At 71.5% G+C, this 16,260-nt stretch carries 24 protein-coding genes and 1 pseudogene; 15 read left to right on the top strand and 10 right to left on the bottom strand.

Features of this window, described 5'->3' with window-relative positions; genetic code table 11:
• Positions 1 to 26 precede the first annotated feature (26 nt).
• From ACGFZQ_RS48975 to ACGFZQ_RS48940, 8 genes are read left to right on the top strand one after another with little or no spacing between them, the layout of a single operon-like run.
• Positions 27 to 407 (top strand): gas vesicle protein, encoded by a 381-nt coding sequence (locus ACGFZQ_RS48975; protein WP_393845992.1) that lies wholly within the window; start codon positions 27 to 29, stop codon positions 405 to 407.
• A gap of 28 nt (positions 408 to 435) precedes the next feature.
• The gene (locus ACGFZQ_RS48970; RefSeq protein WP_351733757.1) at positions 436 to 918 is read left to right on the top strand and encodes a gas vesicle structural protein GvpA; all 483 of its coding nucleotides are present in this window, start codon (positions 436 to 438) and stop codon (positions 916 to 918) included.
• A 27-nt stretch (positions 919 to 945) separates the two neighbouring features.
• Positions 946 to 1,659, top strand: coding sequence for a GvpL/GvpF family gas vesicle protein (locus ACGFZQ_RS48965; RefSeq protein ID WP_393845991.1), 714 nt, complete (start codon positions 946 to 948; stop codon positions 1,657 to 1,659).
• Between the two features lie 10 nt (positions 1,660 to 1,669).
• Complete coding sequence (locus ACGFZQ_RS48960; RefSeq protein ID WP_351698326.1) at positions 1,670 to 1,912, top strand: gas vesicle protein GvpG; 243 nt, start codon at positions 1,670 to 1,672, stop codon at positions 1,910 to 1,912.
• A gap of 39 nt (positions 1,913 to 1,951) precedes the next feature.
• Positions 1,952 to 2,356 (top strand): gas vesicle protein, encoded by a 405-nt coding sequence (locus ACGFZQ_RS48955; RefSeq protein ID WP_393845990.1) that lies wholly within the window; start codon positions 1,952 to 1,954, stop codon positions 2,354 to 2,356.
• Positions 2,349 to 3,188 (top strand): GvpL/GvpF family gas vesicle protein, encoded by an 840-nt coding sequence (locus ACGFZQ_RS48950; RefSeq protein WP_393845989.1) that lies wholly within the window; start codon positions 2,349 to 2,351, stop codon positions 3,186 to 3,188. Before ACGFZQ_RS48955 ends, ACGFZQ_RS48950 begins: the two co-directional genes overlap by 8 nt.
• Entirely contained in the window at positions 3,185 to 3,427 is a 243-nt protein-coding gene (locus tag ACGFZQ_RS48945) for a gas vesicle protein (protein ID WP_351733749.1), read from the top strand. Before ACGFZQ_RS48950 ends, ACGFZQ_RS48945 begins: the two co-directional genes overlap by 4 nt.
• Complete coding sequence (locus ACGFZQ_RS48940; RefSeq protein ID WP_393845988.1) at positions 3,417 to 3,827, top strand: gas vesicle protein K; 411 nt, start codon at positions 3,417 to 3,419, stop codon at positions 3,825 to 3,827. Before ACGFZQ_RS48945 ends, ACGFZQ_RS48940 begins: the two co-directional genes overlap by 11 nt.
• A gap of 65 nt (positions 3,828 to 3,892) precedes the next feature.
• On the opposite strand, the gene ACGFZQ_RS48935 is transcribed toward ACGFZQ_RS48940, so the two are convergent.
• From ACGFZQ_RS48935 to ACGFZQ_RS48910, 6 genes are all read right to left on the bottom strand, one after another.
• Positions 3,893 to 4,048 carry a DUF6131 family protein gene (locus ACGFZQ_RS48935; RefSeq protein WP_351733745.1) on the bottom strand — a complete coding sequence of 52 codons (156 nt, stop codon included), beginning with the start codon at positions 4,046 to 4,048 and terminating at the stop codon, positions 3,893 to 3,895.
• 91 nt (positions 4,049 to 4,139) lie between these two features.
• Positions 4,140 to 4,748 carry an alkaline shock response membrane anchor protein AmaP gene (locus tag ACGFZQ_RS48930; protein WP_393845987.1) on the bottom strand — a complete coding sequence of 203 codons (609 nt, stop codon included), beginning with the start codon at positions 4,746 to 4,748 and terminating at the stop codon, positions 4,140 to 4,142.
• 30 nt (positions 4,749 to 4,778) lie between these two features.
• Positions 4,779 to 5,489, bottom strand: a complete 711-nt coding sequence (locus ACGFZQ_RS48925; protein WP_393845986.1) for a DUF6286 domain-containing protein — start codon at positions 5,487 to 5,489, stop codon at positions 4,779 to 4,781.
• A 52-nt stretch (positions 5,490 to 5,541) separates the two neighbouring features.
• Positions 5,542 to 5,955: an Asp23/Gls24 family envelope stress response protein gene (locus tag ACGFZQ_RS48920; RefSeq protein WP_393845985.1), complete on the bottom strand. Its 414-nt coding sequence runs from the start codon at positions 5,953 to 5,955 to the stop codon at positions 5,542 to 5,544.
• On the bottom strand, positions 5,952 to 6,122 hold the full coding sequence (locus ACGFZQ_RS48915) for a hypothetical protein (RefSeq protein WP_393846042.1): 171 nt from the start codon (positions 6,120 to 6,122) through the stop codon (positions 5,952 to 5,954). Before ACGFZQ_RS48915 ends, ACGFZQ_RS48920 begins: the two co-directional genes overlap by 4 nt.
• Positions 6,123 to 6,203: 81 nt before the next feature.
• Entirely contained in the window at positions 6,204 to 6,689 is a 486-nt protein-coding gene (locus tag ACGFZQ_RS48910) for an Asp23/Gls24 family envelope stress response protein (protein WP_393845984.1), read from the bottom strand.
• A gap of 157 nt (positions 6,690 to 6,846) precedes the next feature.
• On the opposite strand from ACGFZQ_RS48910, the gene ACGFZQ_RS48905 reads away from it, so the two are divergent.
• A complete protein-coding gene (locus ACGFZQ_RS48905; protein ID WP_393845983.1) occupies positions 6,847 to 7,422 on the top strand; it encodes an RNA polymerase sigma factor in 576 nt (191 codons plus the stop codon).
• Positions 7,423 to 7,803: 381 nt separating this feature from the next.
• Here ACGFZQ_RS48905 and ACGFZQ_RS48900 read toward each other — a convergent pair.
• Positions 7,804 to 8,085 (bottom strand): annotated as a pseudogene (locus ACGFZQ_RS48900) (sigma-70 family RNA polymerase sigma factor); the annotation flags it as partial.
• A 111-nt stretch (positions 8,086 to 8,196) separates the two neighbouring features.
• Between ACGFZQ_RS48900 and ACGFZQ_RS48895 the strand changes: the two are divergent.
• Positions 8,197 to 8,607, top strand: a complete 411-nt coding sequence (locus ACGFZQ_RS48895) for a DUF6153 family protein (protein ID WP_393845982.1) — start codon at positions 8,197 to 8,199, stop codon at positions 8,605 to 8,607.
• Positions 8,608 to 8,689: 82 nt separating this feature from the next.
• Entirely contained in the window at positions 8,690 to 9,301 is a 612-nt protein-coding gene (locus ACGFZQ_RS48890) for a DUF305 domain-containing protein (protein ID WP_393845981.1), read from the top strand.
• A 45-nt stretch (positions 9,302 to 9,346) separates the two neighbouring features.
• Here the strand turns inward: ACGFZQ_RS48890 and rocD are convergent, their stop codons facing one another.
• The 3 genes from rocD to ACGFZQ_RS48875 all read right to left on the bottom strand — a co-directional run bounded on the left by rocD (position 9,347) and on the right by ACGFZQ_RS48875 (position 12,026).
• Entirely contained in the window at positions 9,347 to 10,567 is a 1,221-nt protein-coding gene (gene rocD / locus ACGFZQ_RS48885) for an ornithine--oxo-acid transaminase (protein ID WP_393845980.1), read from the bottom strand.
• Between the two features lie 19 nt (positions 10,568 to 10,586).
• On the bottom strand, positions 10,587 to 11,396 hold the full coding sequence (gene ddaH, locus ACGFZQ_RS48880) for a dimethylargininase (RefSeq protein ID WP_393845979.1): 810 nt from the start codon (positions 11,394 to 11,396) through the stop codon (positions 10,587 to 10,589).
• A 144-nt stretch (positions 11,397 to 11,540) separates the two neighbouring features.
• Entirely contained in the window at positions 11,541 to 12,026 is a 486-nt protein-coding gene (locus ACGFZQ_RS48875; protein ID WP_351733718.1) for an Lrp/AsnC family transcriptional regulator, read from the bottom strand.
• 120 nt (positions 12,027 to 12,146) lie between these two features.
• On the opposite strand from ACGFZQ_RS48875, the gene ACGFZQ_RS48870 reads away from it, so the two are divergent.
• Genes ACGFZQ_RS48870 through ACGFZQ_RS48855 form a run of 4 tightly spaced genes read left to right on the top strand, consistent with a single transcriptional unit; the run spans position 12,147 to position 16,170 of the window.
• On the top strand, positions 12,147 to 12,896 hold the full coding sequence (locus tag ACGFZQ_RS48870; protein WP_351698358.1) for a LytTR family transcriptional regulator DNA-binding domain-containing protein: 750 nt from the start codon (positions 12,147 to 12,149) through the stop codon (positions 12,894 to 12,896).
• 2 nt (positions 12,897 to 12,898) lie between these two features.
• Entirely contained in the window at positions 12,899 to 13,270 is a 372-nt protein-coding gene (locus ACGFZQ_RS48865; protein ID WP_393845978.1) for a hypothetical protein, read from the top strand.
• Positions 13,271 to 13,279: 9 nt separating this feature from the next.
• Positions 13,280 to 14,992, top strand: a complete 1,713-nt coding sequence (locus ACGFZQ_RS48860) for a cation acetate symporter (protein WP_393845977.1) — start codon at positions 13,280 to 13,282, stop codon at positions 14,990 to 14,992.
• Positions 14,989 to 16,170, top strand: a complete 1,182-nt coding sequence (locus ACGFZQ_RS48855; RefSeq protein WP_382530083.1) for a sensor histidine kinase — start codon at positions 14,989 to 14,991, stop codon at positions 16,168 to 16,170. The genes ACGFZQ_RS48860 and ACGFZQ_RS48855 overlap by 4 nt, the downstream gene beginning before the upstream one ends.
• Positions 16,171 to 16,260: the final 90 nt, after the last annotated feature.

Raw genomic sequence — 16,260 nt, 5'->3', positions numbered from 1 at the left:
GAAATTATAGGGTTCAGGGATGGAATATGGCGCCCGCTCCGACCACCGGAGAGATCATGGCCGCACCAGAACCCCGGAGGCGATCCAGCAGTCGGAGCCGCGACTCCGACGGGGACGGCACGAGCGGTTCCCGTCGCCGCTCCGGCAAGGGCAACGCCGGCTGGGCCATACGCTCCGCCGTCGGACAACTCCAGGAGTTGCTCGGCCGTGCCCCCGAGTCCGTCTCGGCACTGAAACCGACCGAGACCGGTTGGGAAGCCGACGTCGAGGTACTCGAATTGGAGCGCGTCCCCGAAACCACCAGCGTGATGGCCACCTATCGAGTGACGCTCGACGAGGAAGGCGACCTGGTGGGATACGAACGGAAGCGCCGCTATACGCGCGGCCAGATCGACCGGCGGGGCTGAGAAAGCACAGCCGGTGAAGGGAGGCACCATGACGGTGGTGCCGCAAAGTGGAGGCGGTGTCGCTCGCGGTGGCGGGACCGGCAGCCTCTACGACGTCCTGGAACTCATTCTCGACCGCGGGCTTGTCATCGACGTGTTCGTCCGCGTTTCGCTGGTGGGGATCGAAATCCTCAAGATCGACGCTCGCATCGTCGTGGCCAGCGTCGACACCTATCTGCGCTTCGCCGAGGCGTGCAACCGCCTTGACCTCGAATCCGGGAGGAAGGCGCCCGCCCAGTTGACCGACATCGTCGGAGACACAATGGAGAGCGGAGCCAAAGGAAAATCCAAGGGGGCGCTTTCCGGCGCCGCGGAAGCGGTCACCGATTCCCTCAAGGGGATCACCGGCCGTGACGACGCCGAAGAAGCCGAGGAAGAAGAGCCCGAGGAAGAGGACGAGGGCAAGGAAAGGGAACCCGTGGAGAGGCGACGGCGGCCGGTTCGGCGCGCCTCCCGGCGTGAGCGTGAATGAGGGTCGCCGCGTGCGAAGGAATGAGCCATGGCCGTATACATCTACTCCATCACCGGCAAGCAGCATCCGCTCCGCCTCGACGGTCTCAACGGCGTCGGTGAACCTCCGGCGGGCTTGCGGACAGTGACGGCCGGACCGCTGTGTGCTGTGGTCAGCGACGCGCCGGAGGATCTGCGCCCCAAGCGCCGCGACGTCATCGCCCACCAGGCCGTACAGGAACGCCTCATGGCCGACGGCACCGTGCTCCCCATGCGGTTCGGTCTCATCGCCGAGAGCGACGAGGCCGTCCTGGTGGCCCTGGAGCAGAATGCCGCGGACTACACGGACCGGCTTCAGGCTCTGGAGGGGTGCAGCGAGTATCACCTCAAGGCGTCGCAGGACGAGGACGCGCTGCTGCGGCAGATCCTGCGGGAGTCGGACGTGGCACGAGAGCTCAACGAGGAGATCCGCGGCGGCGAAGCCGCCCCCGACGCGCCGCTGCGACTGGGTGAGCTGGTCACCCAGGAGGTACAGGCACGGCAGGAGGCGCTGGCGGCGGGTGTGGTCGAAGCGCTGCGCCCCTTCGCCCGGACGCTCGAATCGTCCCAGCCGACGGGTTCGGACTTTCTCAACGTGTCGTTCCTGGTGACCGAGGACCGGGAAGAGGCATTCCTCACCACGGAGTTGAGCGTCGCCCATCAGATGGGCGACGACTTCGACTTCCGCCTCAACGGCCCCCTGCCCCCTTACAGCTTCGTCTGAAGGAGTTCTCATGGGCCTGTTCACCCAGCTCGTCACCCTCCCCCTGGCCCCCGTGCGCGGCGTCGTATGGGTCGTGGAGCGGGTCCGGGAGGAAGCCGAGAACCAGTACTACGACCCCGCGCCGGTGCACCGCGAACTCGCCGAGCTCGAACGTCTTCTCGTCGCGGGGGACATCGACGAGGAGACGTTCGACCGGCGCGAGGACGAACTGCTCGACCGGCTGGAGGAGATCCGTGCCTATCGGCAGGGCTGACACTCCTGATCCGGCACGAGGGAATTCGAGGCCGAAACCGTGACTGAACCCCTGGCCAACAGGCTTGGTTCCTACCCGTCCCGAGCGGCGCCGCCCTACGGGCAGGGCTCCTCCGCCAATCTCGCCGACATCCTTGAACGGGTACTCGACAAGGGCATCGTCATCGCGGGCGACATACAGATCAACCTTCTCGACATCGAGCTGTTGACCATAAAACTGCGCCTTCTGGTCGCCTCCGTCGACAAGGCGAAGGAAATGGGCATCGACTGGTGGGAGCACGACCCCGCGCTCTCCTCCCGGGCCGGAGGCGAGCGGTCACTGGCCGAGGAGAACCGCCGGTTGCGGGCCGAGATCGATGCTCTCCGCGAGGGCAACGCCCTCCCCGTGGCGGAGGAAGCGCCCCGGCGCACGGGCGCCCGCCGGGGAAGTGCTCGCGATGAGTGACCTGCTGACGTACGCGTACGCGGTGGTACGCGACACCGAGGGACTGCAGGAGGCGACCGCGCCGCTCCGGGGCGTCGCCGGCGCTCCGGTGAGCCTCGTCGCCGGCGCCGGCGACGACCAGCCGGCCCTGGTGGTGAGCCGTGTGCCCGCACAGGACTTCCAGGAACAGGCTCTCAAGCAGCATCTCGAGGACCTTGAATGGCTGGAGGCGGTGGCCCGAGCCCACCACGGCGTCATCGAGGCCCTGGCCGAGCGCACCACCGTCCTCCCCTTCCGCCTGGCGACCGTCTACCTCGACGACCAGCGGGCCCGGGAGGTACTGGAAGCAGGACGGACCGTGTTCGCCGAGCGCCTGGCCCGGCTCTCCGGACATGTCGAATGGGGGGTCAAGGTCTATGCCGAGCCGTCCGCGGTCCCCGCGGCCCCGGCCGTTCCCGCGGGGGACCTGACCCCTGGGCGCGCCTATCTGCGCAACCGCCGGCAGCAGCAGAGTGTTCGCGACACCGTGTACCAGGCGGCGCAGAAGGCCGCCGAGCGGGTGGAGACCGCGGGCCGCAAGCACGCCTCCGACCGGATCCGGCACCGGGTGCAACAAGGCCCTCTCGCCGAAGCGGCCGGAAGCGCCGGCGGTGCCGGTATCGCGGGCGAGAACGTCGTCAATGACGCCTACCTCGTGCCCCTGAAGCGTTGCGACGACTTCCTGGCCGACGTGAAGCGCGCCGCCGACGGGCTGGACGGGGTACGGGTCGAGGCCACCGGCCCCTGGGCTCCGTACTCCTTCGCCATGCCACCCGATGAGTCCGGCGGTGCTGCGGAGGGAGCACCCCCGTGATCACGCCCGGCCCGCCACCCGAAGCGGAGCGCCTGCCCCAGCGGCAGGTCGCTCTCATTGATCTGCTGGACCGGCTGCTGACCGGTGGGGTCGTCCTCACCGGTGACGTCGTGCTGTCCATCGCGGACATCGATCTGGTACGCGTCTCACTGCGTGCCCTGATCGTTTCCATCAGCGAGCAGAACCCCTCGCCATGGACGAACACCAGCCCGCAGCAGGGCGGCGACCATGACGGCTGAGGGTGAGAGCCGGCCGCCGCGCCGGGCCGACGAAGTCGCGGAGGCCGCCGCCCGCGCCTTCCGGCTGCTGCCCGCCGCCCCACGCGACCTGGACCTGCCGGCCGGTAAGGGCGTGCGGTCCCCGGCCCGGCGGATCAGCTCCGACCGCGACACCGTCGAACGGGACCTCCTCAAGCTCGTCCTCACCCTCGTGGAACTCCTGCGCCAGCTCATGGAACGACAGGCCCTGCACCGCGTCGACCAAGGAGACCTCACCGACGACCAGGAAGAACGCCTGGGCGCGACCCTCATGCTCCTCCACGACCGGATGAGCGACCTGTGCGCCCAGTACGGACTGACCATGGAAGACCTCAACCTCGACCTCGGACCGCTGGGCACGCTGCTGCCGCCCTCCGACTGAACCCCGGCGACGCGGCAATACCGCTGTCCACGCGGTGGTTCGAGAGGGCAGGCCACGTGGGGCGATTACCAGTAGTGGCGTCGACCGGCGACGGCGTGTCCCATACTGCCGACGATCCACAGGACGGCTCCGATGACCGCCAGGATGATCCCGATGGTCCACAGGATGGATATCCCGGTGACGAAGCCGACGACGAGCAGAATGATGCCGAGGATAATCATGATTTCTCCCTGGGGAGTGATGCGGGCGCTCCGGTGAACGGCGGGACACCGCAGGGGGGTGGGTGGGCACGGGGGGTGGGTGGTCTCCTCCTTACTCCGCGCGGTGCGGTTTGTGGCCGGCGACCTGTAGGCGGACCTCGGTGGGCAGGTGAGAGGAGCCGGTGGACCGACGGGCGGTTCGGAGCGGGCCTTCGCACAGGTCATCGAGGACGGTGCCGGGTGCCGCCTGAGAGCTGAGCGTGAGTCCGACGCGGGTGCGGGGATGGGCAGGACGGCCGGTGATGCGTACGGCCGTGTGCTCGACGCCCGGCAGGGCACCGGCTTCGGCGGCGATCGCGTCGCTGAGCGCGCGGTCGCGCAGTTCGATGCCTTCCTGCGGGGGTGTGCCGCCGACGGGCAGCATTCCTGGGCGGCGCCGGCGCAGTTGGGCGAGCAGCCACCACAGGGCGAGCAGGACGGCGAGGGCGAGGGCGGCGATCACCGCGGGCCACCACCACCAGCCCTGGCTGCTCCAGCGGGCCCGGTCGGCGGAGCCGAGCAGGACGTCGTCCGGTGCGGTCAGGGGCCAGCCGACGGGCGGCACCAGATGGTGCAGCCGGTAGATGTCGAGCCCGGCGAAGAGGATCAGCAGACCGCCGCCGAGCAGTACCAGTCCGGCGAGGGCCAGCAGACTGCGGTTGACTACGGGTTGCGGCGTCATGGTGCGGACTCCGGTGCTGCTGTTTTTCGGTCAGTCGGTGCGTCGCCGTACCCGTACGACGATGCGGGGAGGACGGGCGAGGGCGAGTTGGACGCACTCGTCGCCGAGGACGGCGGTGAGGTCGTCCTTCACTTGTCGCGGTTCGCGGAAACGGATGTCCGCGCGGGCTTTGACACGGTGGCGGCGCACCCGGACGCGAGCCTTACGGACCCCGGGTACCCGCATGGCGGCGTCGCGTATCAGATCGGCGGCGCCGTCCCGGTCCAGGGCGGCCCGCAGCCCGGGTGCGGGGGAGCGCAGGGGCAGCCAGTGGCGCAGGCCGGGAGTGAGGGCCAGCACGATCAACCAGACGCCGGCGGCGGCGGCCACGGCGGCTCCCGTGAGCATCCACACGTCGTCGACCGGGCGGGTGGCCAGTTCGTCGGCCAGGTGCCGGCGCCAGGCTGCCGCAGGGCGTCCCGCCCGTACGGCCACGACGTCGACCAGTGCCGCGCCCGCCGCCACGAGAACCAGCGAGGCGACCAGCGCGGCCGGAAGCCGGCGCGCGGACCACGGCCGGTGGCTTCGGTGCCCTGTGCCGCGCCCACCGGCCGTCAGGCTCGGTGGGGACGCGTCCTGTGCGGGCGGACCGGGGTCTGCCGGCTGTTCCCTCGGCTCCTCCGGCTCCTTCGTCAGCGGCACCGTGGCGGGGCGCGCGGATGGCGCGGAGCCGCGGGTGGGAGGGTCCGGGTCGGGTGTCATTCCGGTCCTCCTTCCTGCGTGGCGTGACCGGCGGCGCCGGCCGCGGGGCGGCTCACCGGACCCGTCCCCGGTTCGCGCCGGCGGCGGTCACCAGCCGTTGGACGGTGAGCGTGACCTCTCCTACCTTCAGACCGGTCAGTTGAGCCACCCGTTCGGCGACGTCCCGCTGTATCCGCTCGCAGACCTGGGGGATGTCGGCGGGGTAGGGCAGGTCCATGCTCAGGTGCAGGCGCACCGATCCGGTCCGGGTGACCGCGGAGGCGGTGGGCGCCGCCGGTCCGTCCCGGTCGGGCGGTATGGCGGCACGCCGGGACTGGGCCGCGCGGGCGGCTTGGACCGCGATACGGGCGACCACCCTGTCCGGTATGACGGTGGCGCCCCGCTCGGCCGGGGGCGGCAGGCCGGCGGCCCGCGCCGGTGGGCCGGACCCTTCGCCGGGGGGCGGGGCACCGGGCCGGATGTTCACCGCTGCCTCCGCGCATGGAGGTCGAGATCGCCCTGCACGGCGAGGCCGACGATCAGCCCCACCGTCCCCAGGACGAGAACGAGCAGGAATGCCCAGAAGCCACCGAAGTAACCGGCGAAGCCCAGGGCCATGCCGGCCGCGAGGCCGGTCGTCGCTGCGTTCATCATGCACTCACCCGTCTCGCGAGCGTCCCTGTCGCCGTGATCACCCGCTCATGTCCGAGGACCCGGCGGTGGCCACGGCAGCGGTCACCGCACCCGGCCCTCGTCCGGTTCGGTCTGCCCCTCCTCGTCGTCGGGGAGGTCGACGTCGTCGACCACGACGTTCACCTCGACGACCTCCAGCCCTGTCATCCGTTCCACGGCGCTGATCACGTTGGTGCGTACGCCGCCGGCGACGTCGACGATGGAGACGCCGTAGTCGACGACGACGTCCAGGTCCACCGCGGCCTGCCGCTCGCCGACCTCGACCTTCACCCCCCGCGTGACGCCTCCGCCTCCGCCGGGGACACGTTCCCGCATGGCGCCGAAGGCACGGGCCATCCCCGCTCCCAGGCTGTGGATGCCCGGTACCTCACGGGCGGCCATGCCCGCGATCTTGGCCACCACGCCGTCCGCGATGGTGGTCTTCCCCCGTGTCTCGGCCGGAGTCCCGGCCCCGGTACGGCCCGTCAGCGCGCTCACGCCCGCATCGGCCCGGCCGCCCCCGCCGACGCTGGTGATGTTGTCCGTCATGGCGGTCGCCTCGATCGGTCAGTGGGAGACACCCGCGTGGTGCCGTCGAATGGTTGGACACGGGTGGCGGCGGACTTCTCACGCGCACCACGTGTGACGTGCATCACATTGTCGTGTGTGGGTACCTGATCATCCCGAGCCCCGTGCGGGAGTTGTCATGATCGAACGCACTGCTTCGCCACGGCTGGAATGCGACCTGCCGGACGGACTGCTGGCCGTACGGGCGGCCGAGGGAGACGAGGACTCCTTCGCCGTTCTCGTCCGACGGCACAGCCTGTCCCTCCTGACCCTGGCCCGTTGCATGCTCGGCAACCCCCAGGACGCCGAGGACGCTGTGCAGGACGCCTTCGTCAGCGCCTGGCGGCGACTGCCGGAATACCGCCACGGCGCGGAGTTCCGTACCTGGATGTACCGGATCACCGTCAACCGTTGCCTGACCATGCGCCGGAGCCGGCTGCCGCCCCTCTCGCTGAGCACCGTCGTCGAACCCGTGGCGGGCGACGCGTGGAGCCAGCCCGACCGGACCGCCGAGCGGGACGCGGCCACCGCCGCCCTGACCCGCGCGCTCGCCGAGCTGGACGCCGAGCAGCGGATCTGCTGGATCCTGAGGGAGGTGCAGGGCCTGCCCTACAAGGAGATAGCCCACCTGACACGGACCAGCGAGCCGACGGTGCGCGGCAGGCTGTTCCGGGCGCGCCGCTCCCTGCAGGAGGCGATGGACCCATGGCGTTAGACGGCCCGCACAGGCAGCCTTCCGAACCGCCCGCCCGCCCGCAGCCGACGGACCCCGCACCGGATCGGCCGCCGTCGACGTGCCCCCGTTCCCGGGGGACGAGGCGCTGCCCTGCGGCCGTCTCCTCGGCCGGGTCCGGGACGGCTGCTGCCCCTGGCCGGCCCGGACCGGGACCTGCGGATCACCGAGAGCGCCGCGGCGAAGGCGCTGCGGCAGGCCGCCCCACGGTGGCTGGGGGCATCGTCTGCCGGCCTGCGGGTCGCCGAAGCCCGTCACCCTGCGGCAGAGTTCCTCAGCCGGGCCAGGGCCGGCGGGCAAGAGTGTCATCGCCCGTATCGCTCTGACCGATGGCCTGGTAGACCCCCGGTGAGGTCCGCGGGCTCATCCGGGCAGGAGGCCGATGCGGAGTTGGGACAGGATGCGGCTCAGCAGCCGGGAGACGTGCATCTGGGAGACGTGCAGTTCGCGGCCGATCTCGGCCTGTGTCATCTCCTGGCCGAAGCGCATCTCGATGATGGCCCGTTCGCGGTCGTCGAGTTGCTGGAGCAGGGGTCCGAGCGCGTGCAGGTCCTCGAACAGCTCCAGTGCCGGGTCGATGTCGCCCATCGAGTCCGCGTAGGTCGGCGTGCTGTCCGATTCGTCGTCGCTGCCCGCGGTGTCGATGAGCACCTGCGGCCCCGGAACTCGTCAAAGAGTCCCGGGGCCTCTCGCACGCCCGGGTCGGGGCCGTGTCCCCTCCCGGTCCGCGCTCAGGCCGTGCATAGGATGACCCCGATGCGCCCTGCCGAGCTGTCCACCCCGCCCCCGCCGCACCGGCGGTGGCGAGCCCTGCTCGTGCTGGGGCTGCTGGCCGGACTGCTCGGCATGCACGCGCTGGCACCCGGCGGTGCCGTGGGGCACGGCGGGCAGAGCGGCCATGAGCGGGTCTCGCACATGACGGTGATGGCCACCGCGTACGACGGCTGCTCCGGCGACGACGGCCACTGCGGCGGCGACCACGCGCACCACGCCGACGCGACCTGCGCCTCGGGCGCGGTGAGCGGCGGACCGGCACTGCCGGCGCTCGTTCCGGACCCGGTACCGGTCCCCGCGGCCGCCCGCCCGGCCGACTCCCGCCCGGCCACGGCACCGGACGGCGCCCGCGCGCCCCCCGACCTGGCCGAACTCCAGCTCCTGCGGATCTAGAGGCACCCGAGCCGGCCGTGCGCGTACCGCGCAGCGGTCGTGCTTCCGCGTGCCCACACAGGCCTATCGCAGGAGACCCAGCATGACCACCACGCGTACCCGTGCCGTCCTCGTCGCGCTCACCGCGACCGCCGCTCTCGCCCTCACCGGGTGCGGCAGCGGCGACGGCGGCGCCGACACCGCACACGCGTCGCACTCGGCGGCGGCCGGCGCCACCGCTACCGCCGACGCGCACAACGCGCAGGACGTGGCCTTCGCGCAGCGCATGATCCCCCACCACCGGCAGGCCCTCCAGATGGCGGCACTCGCCGCCGGGCGGGCCTCCTCGGCCCGGGTCGAGGATCTCGCCGCCCGGATCGAGAAGGCCCAGGACCCGGAGATCACGACCATGTCCGGCTGGCTGAAGACCTGGGGCGAGGACGTGCCCATGGCGGGCATGGACCACGGCGGCCACGCCGGCATGGCCAGGATGATGGACGACACGGACATGACCGCGCTGAAGAAGGCCACCGGGAAGGACTTCGACACGAAGTTCCTGACCATGATGGTCGAACACCATCAGGGCGCCGTCGAGATGGCCACCACGGAGCGGTCCAAGGGCGCCTACGCCCCGGCCACCCGCCTGGCCGGCGACATCGTCACCGCCCAGAACGCCGAGATCAAGGAGATGAACCAGCTCCTCGGCAAGGGCTGACCGGCGACGGGCCGGCCGCGCCCGGCGGGCGCGGCCGGCCCTCGCTCAGACCGCCAGCACCTTCTCCAACACCGCCAGCGCCGACCGCAGTTCCTCCGCCGTGACGGTCAGCGGCGGGGCCAGCCGGATCGTCGAGCCGTGCGTGTCCTTGACCAGGACGCCCTCGCGCATCAGACGCTCGCTGATCTCGCGCCCGGTGCCGATCGCCGGGTCCACGTCGACGCCCGCCCACAGCCCGCGCGAGCGGAAGCCGACCACGCCCTTGCCGACCAGCTCCGCCAGACCGTCCCGCAGGACCCCGCCCAGTTCGGCCGCCCTGCGCTGGAACTCGCCGCCCTCCAGCAGTTCGACCACGGCCGTGCCGACCGCGGCGGCGAGCGGGTTGCCGCCGAACGTCGAGCCGTGCTCGCCCGGCCGCAGCACACCCAGCACCTCGCGCCGGGCCACCACCGCCGACACCGGCACGATCCCGCCGCCCAGCGCCTTGCCGAGCAGCACGACGTCCGGGACGACGTCCTCGTGGTCGACGGCGAGGGTACGGCCGGTGCGGCCGAGGCCGGACTGGATCTCGTCGGCCACGAAGAGGCAGCCCGCCCGCCGGGTCAGTTCGCGGACCCCGGTCAGATAGCCGTCGTCGGGGATCACGACCCCGGCCTCGCCCTGGATCGGCTCGATCAGCACGGCGGCCGTCGTCTCGTCGACCGCCGCCTCCAGGGCCGCCAGGTCGTTGTACGGCACGATCCGGAAGCCCGGCGTGAACGGGCCGAAGCCCGCCCGGGCGGTCTCGTCCGTGGAGAAGCTGACGATCGTGGTCGTACGGCCGTGGAAGTTGTCCGCCGCGACGACGATCGTGGCCCGGTCGGCCGGGACGCCCTTCACGTCGTAGGCCCATTTGCGGGCCACCTTGATCCCGCTCTCCACCGCCTCGGCGCCGGTGTTCATCGGCAGCACCATGTCCAGGCCGGTCAGCGCGGCCAGGCGTTCGGCGAACTCCGCGAGCCGGTCGTTGTGGAAGGCGCGGGAGGTGAGGGTCAGCCGGTCCAGCTGGCGGTGGGCGGCCTCGACCAGGGCCGGGTGGCGGTGGCCGAAGTTGAGGGCCGAGTAGCCGGCCAGCATGTCGAGATAGCGGCGGCCCTCGACGTCCTCCAGCCAGGCGCCCTCGGCACGGGCGACGACCACGGGCAGCGGGTGGTAGTTGTGGGCGAGGACCGGCTCCTCGGCCTCGATCAGCTCGGCGGAGGTACGGGTGTGCGCGGGTGCGGTCATCGGTGACTCTCCTCGTACCTCAGCGGATTTCCTGGGTGCAGCACTTGATGCCGCCGCCGGCCTTGTGGAACTCCGACAGGTCGACGGGGACCGGTTCGTAGCCCTGGTCGGCGAGCCGGGCGGCGAGCGCCTCGGCCTGCGGCGCGATGAAGACCCGGCGGCCGTCGGAGACGGAATTCAGCCCCCAGGCCATGGCGTCGTCCCGGGTGGCGAGCACCGCGTCCGGGTACAGGCGGCGCAGCACCTCGCGGCTGCCGCTGGAGAAGGCCTCGGGGTAGTACACGATGTTCTGTTCGTCCAGGACGAAGAGCGCGGTGTCCAGGTGGTAGAAGTACGGGTCCACCAGGGTCAGGCTGATCACCGGGTGGCCGAAGAACTCCTGTGCCTCCCGGTGCGCCTCCCGGGTGGTGCGGAAGCCGGTGCCGGCGAGCAGGTACCGGCCCGTCCAGACCAGGTCGCCCTCGCCCTCGGCCACCGAGCCCGGACGGTACACGTCATAGCCGGCGGTCTTGAACCAGAGGTCGTAGTGGGAGGACTCGGGGCGCCGCTCGGGCGCGTGGAACAGGGAGCCGAAGACACGGCCGCCGACGACGACCGCGGAGTTCGCGGCGAAGACCATGTCGGGCAGGCCGGGGACCGGCTCCAGACGGTCGACGCTGTGGCCATGGGCACGGTAGGCGCTGATGAGCGCGGTCCACTGCTCATGGGCCAGGTCGACGTCGATCCTGGTGTCGGGGTTCATCCAGGGATTGATCGCGTACTGCACGGCGAAGTGTCTGGGTTCGCAGACGAGGAAGCGCCGGACGCGCGGCACACGGCTTTCGGACACAGAGGTGTTCCTCCGCTTTCCTGCGGTGTCGACGAGGGTTGACACCAAGGTAGAAAGCGTCGGATACGGGCGACAAGCAATGAATGTTGCGTGTCTGCGCAGGATTGCTGCGTCTCTGATCAGGCAAACGCAGCATTGGTGCGTTTACTCGGGAGCTGCGTGTGTCGCACCCGCCTCGGGGCTCTCCGGGAGCAGATGCGACAGCACCATCACGCTGATCGTCTTCCGGATGAAGGGCTCCACCCGGATCCGCTCCAGCACCTCCTCGAAGTGGTCCACGTCCCGGGCGCGGACATGCAGCAGGGCGTCCGCGCCGCCGGTCACCGTCATGGCGGCGGTGATCTCCGGATGGTTGCGGACCACCTCGGCGAGCCGCCTGGGCGGCGCCGCGCCCTCGCAGTACACCTCGACGTACGCCTCGGTACGCCAGCCGAGGGCCGACGGCTTCACGGTGGCCGTGAACCCGGTGATCACTCCGGTCTCGCGCAGCCGGTCGACCCGCCGTTTGACGGCCGTCGCGGAGAGCCCGACGGCCGCGCCGATCTCGGCGAAACTGGTCCGCGCGTTCGCCATCAGAGCGGTGGTGATCTTCCGGTCGAGATCGTCGAAGGGGGCGGTGGAGCTGTTCATGTCCGCACTGTATCCACGGGGAAAGACACTTCAGGCACGCCACTTCATGCGGTCCGTCCGGCGCGAACGTCCACGTCCGGTACATGTCCAGCGCCCCGGTCCGCCGCCTACACTCCGTTCATGCTGCGCGCCCTCGCCGTCGACGACGAACGCCCCTCGCTGGAGGAGCTCCTCTATCTGCTGAACGCCGATCCGCGCATCGGCAGCGTCGAGGGCGCCGGGGACGCCACCGAGGCACTGCGCCGCATCACCCGCGCCCTGGAGTCCGGACCCCACGGCCCCGAGGCCATCGACGTCGTCTTCCTGGACGTCCAGATGCCCGGCCTGGACGGCCTGGAGATGGCCCGGCTGCTCACCGGCTTCGCCCGGCCCCCGCTGGTCGTGTTCGTCACCGCCCACGAGGACTTCGCCGTAAGGGCCTTCGACCTCAAGGCGGTCGACTACATCCTCAAGCCGGTACGGAAGGAGCGCCTGGCGGAGGCGGTACGACGGGTCGCCGAACGGCGCGGCGCCGCACCGCACATACCCGTGCACGAACCCGACCCGGACCACCTGCCGGTCGAACTCGGCGGTGTCACACGGTTCGTGGCCGTCGACGACATCACCCATGTGGAGGCCCAGGGCGACTACGCCCGCCTGCACACGGAGCGCGGCAGCCACCTCGTGCGCATCCCGCTCTCCACCCTGGAGGACCGCTGGCGCTCCCGCGGCTTCGTCCGCATCCACCGCCGCCACCTGGTCGCCCTCCGCCACATCGGCGAACTCCGCCTGGACGCGGGCACGGTGAGCGTCCTGGTCGGCGGCGAGGAACTCCAGGTCAGCCGGCGCCACGCGCGCGAGCTGCGGGACCTGCTGATGAGGAGGGTCTGACGGTGCCCACCGACCCCGCCGAACGCCGGGTCACCGTCACCGGCCCGCCCCGCCGCAGCCGCCGTACCTCCGGCTACTACCGGCCGCGCACCGAGATCGACGAACAGACCACCCTCGGCCACACCTACGTCCGCTCCCTGATGCGCTCCCAACTCCGCGTCGCCGTCGTCGTGTTCGCGGTCCTCGTGCTGCTCATCGGCCCGCTTCCGCTGGTGTTCGCGGCCGCCCCGCAGGCCCGCCGCCTGGAGTGGCTGGTGCTCGGCTTCTGCCTGTACGCCCCACTGATCCTGCTGGCCCGCTGGTACGTGCGCCGCGCCGAACGCAACGAGAAGGACTTCGTCCGCCTCGTCGAGGACCATGAACTCCCTTCGTGACGAGGCCCGATGAACTCCGGTTACGCCGTCCCGGCCGTCGCCCTCGTCGTCGTCACGACCGTCCTCGTCGGCGCCTTCGGCCTGCGCATCTCCCGTACCACGTCCGACTTCTACGTCGCCTCGCGCACCGTCGGCCCACGGCTCAACGCGGCCGCGATCAGCGGTGAGTACCTCTCCGCCGCCTCCTTCCTGGGCATCGCCGGACTGGTCCTGGTACAGGGCCCGGACATGCTCTGGTACCCGGTCGGCTACACCGCCGGCTATCTGGTCCTCCTCCTGTTCGTCGCCGCCCCGCTGCGCCGCTCCGGCGCCTACACCCTCCCCGACTTCGCCGAGGCGCGGCTCGCCTCGCAGACGGTACGGCGGCTGGCCGGGGCGTTCGTCGTCGGCGTCGGCTGGCTCTATCTGCTGCCCCAACTCCAGGGCGCCGGACTGACGTTGGCGGTGCTCACCGGAGCCCCGGACGCACTGGGCGGGCTGATCGTGGCCGTGGTCGTGGTGGCCACCGTCGCCGCCGGCGGCATGCGCAGCATCACCTTCGTGCAGGCCTTCCAGTACTGGCTGAAACTCACCGCCCTGCTCGTCCCCGCCCTCTTCCTCGTCCTCGCCTGGCAGGGCGCCGGCGCCCCCACCCACGCCTTCGACGAACCGGCCTCCTTCCGTGAACAGCGCACCGTCGGCGTCCAGGACACCCTCGACCTCAAGCTCGACCGCCCCCTCACCGTCACCGTCACCGGCACCGTCGACGGCCGCCCGCACCAGGACACCAGGGTCACCCTCCCCGAGGGCACCCACCGGATCACCGCCGGCACCCGGCTGACCTTCGCCAAGGGCACCCGGGTGCCCGCCACCGACCGGGGCACCAACGGCGGTATGTCCACCTCGCTCGCCGAGAGCCGCGAGGAACGCCCGCTGTACGCCACGTACGGGCTGATCCTCGCCACCTTCCTCGGCACCATGGGCCTGCCGCACGTCGTCGTCCGCTTCTACACCAGCCCGCACGGCGTCGCCGCCCGCCGCACCACGGTCGCCGTGCTCGCCCTGATCGGCCTCTTCTACCTGCTGCCGCCCGTCTACGGCGCCCTCGGCCGGCTCTACACCCCCGAACTCACCCTCACCGGCAACGCGGACGCGGCCGTGCTGCTGCTGCCCGACCGGGTCATCGGCGGCCTCGGCGGCGATCTCCTCGGCGCCCTGGTGGCGGGCGGCGCCTTCGCCGCGTTCCTGTCCACCGCCTCCGGACTGACCATGGCGGTCGCCGGAGTCCTCACCCAGGACGTCCTCCCGTCTCGCGGAGTACGGCACTTCAGACTCGGGACCGTGCTGGCCATGGCCGTACCGCTCGCCGCCAGCGTGCTCGTCGGCGGGCTGCCGGCCGCGGACGCCGTGGGGCTCGCCTTCGCGGTGTCCGCCTCGTCCTTCTGTCCGCTGCTGGTCCTCGGCATCTGGTGGCGGCGGCTGACCCCGCCCGGCGCGGCCGCCGGGATGCTGGTCGGGGGCGGCTCGGCGTTCTGCGCGGTGGCCGCGACGATGGCCGACTTCCCGGGCACCGGGAACCTGCACGCCCTGCTCGCCTGGCCCGCCCTGTGGTCGGTGCCGCTGGGCTTCCTCACCATGATCCTGGTGTCCCTGGCGACGCCGGGCCGGGTCCCGCCGGGAACGGCCGCGATCCTGGCCCGCTTCCACCTCCCCGAGGAACTGCGCGCGGAGGTGAAGGCGTGACCGGGTTCCTGGCCGGCCTCCTGGTGGCCGTACTCCCGCTGCTGGCCGCCGGCTTCTGGCTCGGCCGCCGCACCGCACGCCCCGAGAGCCTCGGGGGTCTCGGCACCCCCGTCGAGCACGCCACCTTCGAGACCCTGCACACCGCGTCCCTCGCCGCACCCCCGCTGCGCGCGGGCCTGACCGAGGAGACCGCCCGCCGCTCGGCCCGCCGGCTGCGCACCCTGCTCGGCACCGACGCCCTCTGCCTCACCGACCACGACAACCTGCTGGTCTGGGACGGCGTGGGCGACCACCACCGCACCGAGATCATGGAACGCCTCGCCGGACCACTGGAGTCCGGCCGCGGCGAGGCCTTCCGCCTGCACTGCGAGGCCCCCGACTGCCCGGTCCGCTGGGCCGTCGTCGCCCCGCTCACCGTCGACGACCGCGTCCACGGCGCCCTGGTCGCCTGCGCCCCGCGCGAGTCCGCCGTCCTGGTCCGCGCGGCCGGCGAGGTCGCCCGCTGGGTGAGCGTCCAGCTGGAGCTGGCCGACCTGGACCGCTCCCGCACCCGGCTCATCGAGGCCGAGATCCGCGCCCTGCGCGCCCAGATCTCCCCGCACTTCATCTTCAACTCACTCGCGGTGATCGCCTCGTTCGTGCGCACCGACCCCGAGCGTGCCCGCGAACTGCTCCTGGAGTTCGCCGACTTCACCCGCTACTCGTTCCGCAGGCACGGCGACTTCACCACCCTCGCCGACGAACTCCACGCCATCGACCACTACCTGGCGCTCGTCCGGGCCCGCTTCGGCGACCGCCTCACGGTCACCCTCCAGATCGCCCCCGAGGTGCTCCCGGTCACCCTCCCCTTCCTCTGCCTCCAGCCCCTGGTCGAGAACGCCGTCAAACACGGCCTGGAGGGCAAGACCGGCACCTGCCACATCCAGATCACCGCGCAGGACGAGGGCGCCGAGGCCCTGGTCGTCATCGAGGACGACGGCACCGGCATGGACCCCGGCCTGCTGCGCCGCATCCTCGCCGGCGAGACCAGTCCCTCCGGCGGCATCGGCCTGTCCAACGTCGACGACCGGCTCCGCCAGGTATACGGCGACGACCACGGCCTCGTCATCGAGACCGCCCCCGGCGCGGGCATGAAGATCACCGCCCGGCTGCCCAAGTACCAGCCCGGGGTGCACTAGTAGTGCTTCGTTACGTCGGGTGATCTCGCCTGGTAGTGGGCATCGTCTTGGTATGAGGCTGGGGGAAGTGGAACGGCTCCGGGGTGAGTT

Source organism: Streptomyces sp. NPDC048254 (assembly GCF_043201895.1).
Classification (GTDB): Bacteria; Actinomycetota; Actinomycetes; order Streptomycetales; family Streptomycetaceae; genus Streptomyces.
Note: the sequence above shows the minus strand (reverse complement) of the source record. Positions and strands in the feature narration are given on the sequence as shown.